Origin of the sequence: Lamprobacter sp., assembly GCF_034860625.1 — a bacterium.
Classification (GTDB): Bacteria; Pseudomonadota; Gammaproteobacteria; order Chromatiales; family Chromatiaceae; genus Lamprobacter.
In genome coordinates this window covers 1-1,230 of the sequence record NZ_JAYESN010000555.1, presented here as the reverse complement: position 1 = coordinate 1,230, position 1,230 = coordinate 1, and the positions used below count along the sequence as shown (strand labels likewise).

The window sequence follows — 1,230 nt, the reverse complement described above, 5'->3', positions numbered from 1 at the left end:
TTGGGAGACAAGTCGGTCGAGCTGCCGAGCGGAAAGGGCGTGCAGCTCCAGCATTTCACCTGGACGGCGGATCTCGTCGAAGACGTTTCGGGCCGGTCAGTCGAGCTGAAAGGCAACCTTTGGGTCGACCAAGCGAACCGGCCGATCAAGTTTACGCTCGGACCCATGGTCTCGGGTATCCGAGAAACCTTCGAAGCGGTTGACGAGCAGCTCGTTGCGCAGTGAGGAAACCGGGCTCAAGCGACGTCGACGATGCAGTGGCTGTCGTCGGCAACCGCCAGATCCGATACCAGCTCGATCACGTCAGCGTGTGTCGGCTCATCGGGGCTTAATCGGCGATGTGGCGTTTGCGAAAGGGTGCCAGCAACAACCGTCCAAGGATGCGCCAAGGCGTCAGCCAGACGATACTCGAGCCGTGACGGCGATCGGCCAGCACCTGCTCGGCCAATGCCGGCCCCACCGTCTCTGGTCGATCGCCGAGGAGATTGAGGAAAAGCTTCACCTGGCCTTCGCGTCCAGACCGTGTGCTCAGGGCCAGTAGGTCGGTGTCAACCAGGCCGGGATTGAGGGTGCCGAACTGCACCGGTGTCGAGCGCAGCTCGGCGGTGATCGAGCGGGCGAAATAGCGGATTGCGGCCTTGCTGGTGCCATAGAGCGTGCTGCCGCGTCGCCGTTCGCTGCCGCTGCCCCAGCCTTCCATGGCATAGATGCGCCCATGACCTTGGGCAATCATGCCCCGCGCGGCGACCCGAGAGCCGTAGAGGGTTCCCAAGAGGTTGGTCTGGATCACGGCTTGAATCGGCTCCGGATCATGCTGCCAGAAATCCTGCTCGATCGAATTGAGGCCAGCATTGTTGATCCAAATGTCGACGCGATCAAAGTGCCGGATCGCCGCGTCCCAGAGCGCTTGCACCTGATCCGGATCGCCCACATCGCAGGCCTGGCCCAGGATGCGTTCCCGGATCGTCTGCGTCCCAAGGGAGTCGACGGTCTGCTCGACAGGCTCCGCATCACGGCCGCAGACGACCACCCGGCAACCGCGGCTCAGGAAGGCCTGGGCCATGGCCAATCCGATGCCTTTGGTGCTGCCGGTGATGACGACAACGGGTGCTGCCATGGCGCTACCTCCGATTCAAGGTTGATGGGCTTCGGTCAGTGCTGGGGAACTCACCGATCGCATCTGTATGCCGGACCCTCGCTGAAGATGCTCGCCGATCTACAGCCTTGCCA

2 protein-coding genes are annotated in these 1,230 nt (G+C 62.7%); one reads left to right on the top strand and one right to left on the bottom strand.

All coding sequences use genetic code 11. From position 1 onward, the window contains the following. Positions 1 to 225: hypothetical protein (locus VBE63_RS29750; protein ID WP_323686572.1), on the top strand; the 225-nt coding region annotated here is incomplete at its 5' end. A 103-nt stretch (positions 226 to 328) separates the two neighbouring features. Here the strand turns inward: VBE63_RS29750 and VBE63_RS29745 are convergent. Then, positions 329 to 1,117, bottom strand: a complete 789-nt coding sequence (locus VBE63_RS29745; protein ID WP_323686571.1) for an SDR family oxidoreductase — start codon at positions 1,115 to 1,117, stop codon at positions 329 to 331. Positions 1,118 to 1,230 lie beyond the last annotated feature (113 nt).